Raw genomic sequence first — 6,573 nt, 5'->3', positions numbered from 1 at the left:
GGGAGGGGCTGGGGTTGGCCGGGATGTGGCAGGGTCCCGTACGTGCGGCCCGGCTATTTGGGGCATTCAGCCCTCCGCCGTCGGGACGAGCGGCCCTGCCCCGGCAGCTCGTCGTGCGGGACGCTGAAGGAGCATCAGGGGCCGGCTCCCCCGGGACCGACCGCCCTCAGGGACGGTAACGACCCCTCGACCGACAAAGCCCGTGCGTCCCGGCCCCGATGCCGTCGCAGACGCCGCGCCCCACAGGACCCACGTCGGCAGGCGTCCCGGCACAGCATCCGTCGCACTCCTCTTGCGCACGGTGGAAGTCGGAAGGGTTGGCGTGATGCCCCGCACTGTCGGCGAGATGATGACCAGCGAGGTCGTCCAAGCGCGCCGGGAGACGTCTTTCAAGCACGTGGCACGACTGCTGGACCGGCACCACATCAGCGGCCTGCCCGTGGTGGACCACGACGACAAGGTCGTCGGGGCCTGCCCGTGGTGGACCACGACGACAAGGTCGTCGGTGTGATCTCAGAGACCGACTTGATCCGCTTCCAGGCAGCCCGGTCCGCCCGTGGCCGCGTACAGCGGTTTCGTAGGCCTGCGTTGCGCCGCTCCGCCCGTCACACGACCACGGCGGCCGGGGTCACGATAGCCGGAGAGCTGAGGACGACGCCCGCCATCACCGTGCATCCCGAACAACGCGTCGCGGACGCCGCACGCGTCATGGAACGCCACCACGTCGACCTGCTTCCCGTGGTGGACGAGGAAGACCGACTGATCGGCATCGTCACCCGGCGCGACCTGCTGCGGGTCTTCCTACGGACGGATGAGGAGATCCACCGGGACGTGACCGACGACGTCCTCACGCGCGCCATGTGCCTGCCGCCCCACACGGTGATCGTCTCGGTTCGGGACGGCATGGTCATGCTGGAGGGCCAGCTGGAGCGGCGCGGCGACATCCCCCTCGCCATCCAGCTGACGTGGCGGGTGGACGCAGTGGTCGGCGTCGTGAACAGCCTGACGTTCCGCATGGACGAGGCTCGTCCGCCCGAGCAGCACCCCTCGCGTGCACTGGCCAACACCTGGCTGCTCACCACCTGAACCTGGCCGGCCGGGGCCTCCCGGCGTCGTCCGGCGGATCTGAGTGCCGCGGGGGGCCATCCGGCCCGGGTAGCCGGAGCCGGTCGGACGCCGGCCGGGGACCTGGCGGACCTGCTCAGTGGAGCGGTGTCGAAGAGACGCTGGTGGTGGAGCGGCTGCGATCCCCGGGCGCTGCTCTCGTACAAGTCGCCGACTGCGCGGCTTCACCTCGACCACGGAGGCACACCCATGACCTGCCACGACGAACGTACTGCGGCCGCCGCCCCCGCCGAGGTGCCGTCGGACATCGCCGTCGCCGTCGACCGGCTGGTCACGAACGCGCTCAAGGCCCTGGCCGACTCCGAGGTCCTCGATCAGGAGCAGGTCGACCACATCGTGAAGAAGGCTTCGGTTGCCGCGCTGGACCAGCACACCGCGCTGGCCCGTCTGGCGGTGGACGAAACCGGACGCGGCACGTTCGAGGACAAGGCGGCCAAGAACATGTTCGCGTGCGAACACGTCACGCACAGCATGGGCCATATGAAGACGGTCGGCGTGATCGCCCGCGACGACATCGAGGACATGGTCGAGATCGCTGAGCCGGTCGGTGTGGTGTGCGCGATCACGCCCGTCACCAATCCGACCTCCACCACGATCTTCAAGGCGTTGATGGCGCTCAAGACCCGCAACCCGGTCGTCTTCGCCTTCCACCCCTCCGCCCAGCGATGCAGCGCCGAGGCAGCCCGGATCGTACGGGACGCAGCTGTCGCCGCGGGCGCCCCTGAGCACTGCATCCAGTGGATCGAGACTCCATCGGTCGAGGCCACCGGCACGCTCATGCACCACCCGGGCGTTGCGCTGATCCTCGCCACCGGCGGCAACGCCATGGTCAAGGCCGCCTACTCGGCCGGAAAGCCCGCCCTTGGCGTGGGGGCCGGCAATGTGCCCGCCTACGTGCACAAGAGCGCGAAGCTGCGCCGGGCCGTCAACGACCTGGTGTTGTCGAAGTCGTTCGACAACGGGATGATCTGTGCTTCCGAGCAGGCCGTCATTCTCGACGAGGAGATCTACGACGCCGCCCTTGCCGAGTTCCGCGCGCTGCACGCCTACGTGGCGACGGCCGAGGAGAAGGCGAGGCTGGAGACCTTCCTCTTCCCGACCGGCAAGGACGCGGGCGGTGGCTGCGAGCCGAAGGTCAACTCCGCGGCCGTCGGGCAGAGTCCCGCCTGGATCGCCGAGCAGGCAGGCTTCACTGTTCCCGCCGACACCACGCTCATCCTGGTCGAGGCCGAGCGGGTCGGCCCGGACGAGCCGCTGACCCGCGAGAAGCTCTGCCCCGTCCTCGCCGTGTTGCGCGCCGGCTCCGAGCAGCAGGGCTTCGACCTGGCCGCCGACATGGTCGCCTTCCACGGACAGGGCCACAGCGCCGTCATCCATACCGAGGACCCCACGCTCGCGGAAGCGTACGGCCACCGCATGAAGACGGTACGGATCATCGTCAACGCCCCTTCCTCACAAGGGGCGATCGGCGGCATCTACAACGGCCTGCTGCCGTCGCTGACCCTGGGCTGCGGCTCGTGGGGCAGTACGTCGGTGTCCAACAACGTCTCCGCCGCCCAGCTGCTGAACGTCAAGCGGGTCTCCACCCGCCGCAACAACCTGCAGTGGTTCAAGGTCCCCCCGAAGATCTACTTCGAGCCGCAGGCCATCCGCTACCTCACGTCCATGCCGGACGTGCACCGCGTCACGGTGGTCACCGACGCCACCATGACCCGCCTCGGCTTCGTCGACCGCGTCAACCGTGTTCTGCAGCGGCGCCGCGAGCCGGTGACCGTACAGGTCATCGACAACGTCGAGCCCGAGCCGAGCATCGACTCCGTCCAGCGCGGCGCCCGCCTGATGCGGGACTTCCGCCCGGACACGATCATCGCCCTGGGCGGCGGTTCCCCGATGGACGCGGCGAAGGTGATGTGGCTGCTGTACGAACAGCCCGACATCGACTTCGCCGACATGCGGCACAAGTTCTCCGACATCCGCAAGCGCGCCTTCCGCTTCCCGACGCTGGGCAGCCAGGCCCGCCTGGTGTGCGTACCCACCACATCGGGCACCGGCGCCGAGGTCACCCCCTTCGCGGTCATCTCCGACCCGGCCACCGGCAAAAAGTACCCCTTGGCCGACTACGCGCTCACCCCCAGCGTGGCGATCATCGACCCGCTGCTCACCACGGCCCTCCCCCCAGCCCTGGCGGCCGACAGCGGCTTCGACGCCCTCACCCACGCCATCGAGGCGTACGTATCCGTCTACGCCAACGACTTCACCGACGGCCTCGCGCTCCATGCGATCCGCCTGATCTTCGACAACATCGAAGCAGCAGTGAACGATCGCGCCGGACTGCCCGAGGCGCGGGAGAAGATGCACAACGCCGGCACCATCGCGGGTATGGCCTTCGGCAACGCCTTCCTTGGCATCGTCCACGCGATGTCCCACACCCTCGGCGCCACCTTCCACATCGCGCACGGCCGCACCAACGCGGTCCTGCTGCCGCACGTCATCCGCTACAACGGCACGATCCCGACCAAGCTCACCGGTTGGCCCAAGTACGAGAACTACCGCGCACCCGAACGCTTCCAGGACATCGCCCGCACCCTCGGCCTGCCCGCCTCCACCCCACTGGAGGGTGTGGAATCCCTCGCGTCAGCCGTGGAGCGGCTGCGCGAGGCCGTGGGCATCGAGCCGTCGTTCCGGTCCCTCGGCGTCGACGAGCGCGCGTTCCTCGACGCCCTGCCCCAGCAGGCCCTCAACGCCTACGAGGACCAGTGCGCGCCGGCGAACCCGCGGATGCCGATGCTCGACGACATGCGGCAACTCATGCGAGCCGCCTACTACGGCCCGGTCGGCATACCTGGCGATTAGGCCCACCGACGGCCGGCGCCGGATTGTGTCTTTCGAAGTGGCACCCGGGTTGGACCCGATCCGGGGGTGGCTCCGGCGTCAGGGGCGCTACACGTACTCACCCGCATGCCGGTGAGAGGCGCTGCCGGGACCGATGGCCTCCCGGGGGGCCCGGCCGGCCCTCCCTACGGGGCTGGATCGATGGCCATGCTGGTCATGGGCCGGTTCTGCGGCCGGCGCCCGCCGGGCCGAAGGAGTTGATCGCCATGACGACCCTGGCTGGAACACCCGACCGTCCGGTCCGGGTGAGCGCGGTGCTGGACGCGCCACTGTCCCGGTGGATGTGGCTGGTCAAGTGGATCCTGGTCATTCCCCACTACGTGGTGCTGTTCTTCCTCTGGATCGCCTTCAGCGTGGTGAGCATGATCGCGTTCTTCAGCATCCTGTTCACCGAGCGCTACCCGCGCCCGCTGTTCGACTTCAACCTGGGTGTGCTCCGCTGGAGTTGGCGGGTCGCCTACTACTCGTACGGCGCCCTGGGCACCGACCGATATCCGCCGTTCAGCCTGGGTGAGGAGCCCGACTATCCGGCGCGGCTGGACGTTGCCTACCCCGCCCGGTTGTCCCGGGGGCTGGTCCTGGTGAAGTGGTGGCTGCTGGCCGTCCCACACTACATAGTCGTCGGGTTCTTCCTTGGCGGCTGGCCTCTCGGCTGGTGGGACGGCGGTCTCGTAGCCGTGCTGGTGGTGATCGCCGCCGTGATCCTGACCTTCACCGAGAAGTATCCGAAAGGGCTGTTCGACCTGGTCCTCGGTCTCAACCGGTGGGTGCTTCGGGTCGCTGCTTACGCCACCTTGATGACCGACACGTATCCGCCGTTCCGGCTCGACATGGGGGGCGTGGAACCGAGCGAACCGGAGGTGCTGTCGTGACCGCCTTTCTGGCGGCGGCGTTTCTGATCGTGCACGGGCTGCTGCACGTGGGCGTGTGGACGGTGCCGCAGCAGCCCGACAAGCCGTCCCCGTTCGACCCCGGGCACTCGTGGGCCCTTGCCGCCGCCCACGTCTCGCCCACCCCTGCCCGTGCCATGGCCCTGGCGATGGCCTGGTACACAGCCGTCGTCTACGTCATCGCCGGCGCCGGGGCGCTCGCGAGCAGCGCCTGGTGGCCCACAGCAGCTCTCGTCGCCGCCGCCGGTGGGCTTGCCCTCAAGGCGGTGTGGTTCGACCCGTGGCTCAGCGTCGGCGTGCTGCTGGACGTGGGCGTCATCGTGGCCGTGGCCTGCACTTGGCCCGCGTCCGTCTACTGAGGTCGACCAGGACCTGGCGCTCCAGAGCTCCGGCCGGATGACTCCGGGCCGGGCTCTTCGGGTTCGTGTATCTCGCTCATCCCTCATGTGCCACGCATTCACGACGCCCGCAGGCCGTGCTCCCGGAACTGCTCGCGCACCCGCTCCGTCAGCTCCGGATCCGGCCCGGGTGTGGCGCGCAGGGGGAAGGGGATGCTCAGGGCGTCGTACTTGTGGGCGCCGAGCTTGTGAAAGGGCAGGACGTCCACCCGGTCGACGTTGCCCATCCCGGCGAGGAAGGCGCCGAGCCCGTCGATGGCCGCTGGGTCGTCGGTCCAGCCGGGCACGAGGACGTAGCGGATCCATACCGGGACGCCGAGCCGGTCCAGGCGGGTGGCGAAGTTGAGGGTCGGGGCGAGGTCTCCTCCGGTCAGCTTCCGGTAGGTGCGGACGTCGAAGGACTTGATGTCCAGCAGGACGAGGTCGGTGTCGGCGAGGAGGTCGTCGGTCGCGCGGGTGCCGAGGAAGCCGGAGGTGTCGAGGGTCGTGTGCAGACCGAGCTCCTGGCAGCGGCGGAAGATCCCGGCGGTGAACGCGGGCTGCAGCAAGGCTTCTCCTCCGGTGAGGGTCACTCCCCCGCCGGCGGTGGTGATGAAGGGCCGGTACTTCTCGATCTCGGCCATCACCTCGTCGACGGTGGTCTGCTTGCCGTCGCGCATGTGCCAGGTGTCGGGGTTGGCGCAGTACAGGCAGCGCAGCGGGCAGCCGCTGAGGAACAGCACGAACCGGGTCCCGGGACCGTCCACTCCCGTGGACAGGTCCCGTGGACCCGGCCCGTCACCGGCTCGACCGTGGTGGTCACAGCGACCCGTGGAAGGTGCGGCTGATCACGTCGAGCTGCTGCTCGCGGGTCAGGCGGACGAAGTTGACGGCATAGCCCGAGACTCGGACCGTCAACTCCGGGTATTTCCCGGGGTGTTCCATGGCGTCCTCGAGCGTCGCCCGGTCCAGGACGTTGACGTTCATGTGGAACCCGCCGGAGGCCATGTAGGCATCCAGGATGCCGACCAGATGCCCCGCGCGCTCGGCCGGGTCGTGTCCCAGTCCCTCGGGCGTGATCGTCGTGGTCAGCGAGATGCCATCCCTGGCCTGCTCGTACGGGAGCTTGGCCACCGAGAGGGCCGAGGCTGCCACTCCGTGCCGGTCGCGGCCGTTCATCGGGTTGGCGCCGGGCGCGAACGGGGCGCCCGCGCGCCGACCGTCGGGGGTGTTGCCGGTGTGCTTTCCGTAGACGACGTTGGAGGTGATGGTCAGCACCGACTGTGTGT

At 69.1% G+C, this 6,573-nt stretch carries 4 protein-coding genes and 2 pseudogenes; 4 read left to right on the top strand and 2 right to left on the bottom strand.

Annotated elements, in window-relative coordinates; all coding sequences use genetic code 11:
* Window positions 1–325 precede the first annotated feature (325 nt).
* The 4 genes and pseudogenes from ABZ281_RS31845 to ABZ281_RS31830 all read left to right on the top strand — a co-directional run bounded on the left by ABZ281_RS31845 (window position 326) and on the right by ABZ281_RS31830 (window position 5,266).
* Window positions 326–1,086 (top strand): annotated as a pseudogene (locus ABZ281_RS31845) (CBS domain-containing protein).
* A gap of 228 nt (window positions 1,087–1,314) precedes the next feature.
* Window positions 1,315–3,978 (top strand): bifunctional acetaldehyde-CoA/alcohol dehydrogenase, encoded by a 2,664-nt coding sequence (adhE, locus tag ABZ281_RS31840; protein ID WP_356661116.1) that lies wholly within the window; start codon window positions 1,315–1,317, stop codon window positions 3,976–3,978.
* Window positions 3,979–4,223: 245 nt separating this feature from the next.
* Entirely contained in the window at window positions 4,224–4,889 is a 666-nt protein-coding gene (locus ABZ281_RS31835) for a DUF4389 domain-containing protein (RefSeq protein WP_356661114.1), read from the top strand.
* Window positions 4,886–5,266: a hypothetical protein gene (locus ABZ281_RS31830; RefSeq protein WP_356661112.1), complete on the top strand. Its 381-nt coding sequence runs from the start codon at window positions 4,886–4,888 to the stop codon at window positions 5,264–5,266. Before ABZ281_RS31835 ends, ABZ281_RS31830 begins: the two co-directional genes overlap by 4 nt.
* Window positions 5,267–5,364: 98 nt before the next feature.
* Here the strand turns inward: ABZ281_RS31830 and pflA are convergent.
* Together pflA and ABZ281_RS31820 are read right to left on the bottom strand one after the other, a co-directional pair.
* Window positions 5,365–6,107, bottom strand: a pseudogene (gene pflA / locus ABZ281_RS31825) (pyruvate formate-lyase-activating protein).
* Window positions 6,104–6,573, bottom strand: a 470-nt coding sequence (locus ABZ281_RS31820) for a glycine radical domain-containing protein (protein ID WP_356661110.1), incomplete at its 5' end; no start/stop codon positions are given. The gene ABZ281_RS31820 and the pseudogene pflA, both read right to left, overlap by 4 nt.

It is taken from the genome of Streptomyces sp. NPDC006265 (genome assembly GCF_040613555.1).
Lineage (GTDB): Bacteria > Actinomycetota > Actinomycetes > Streptomycetales > Streptomycetaceae > Streptomyces.
Note: the sequence above shows the minus strand (reverse complement) of the source record. Positions and strands in the feature narration are given on the sequence as shown.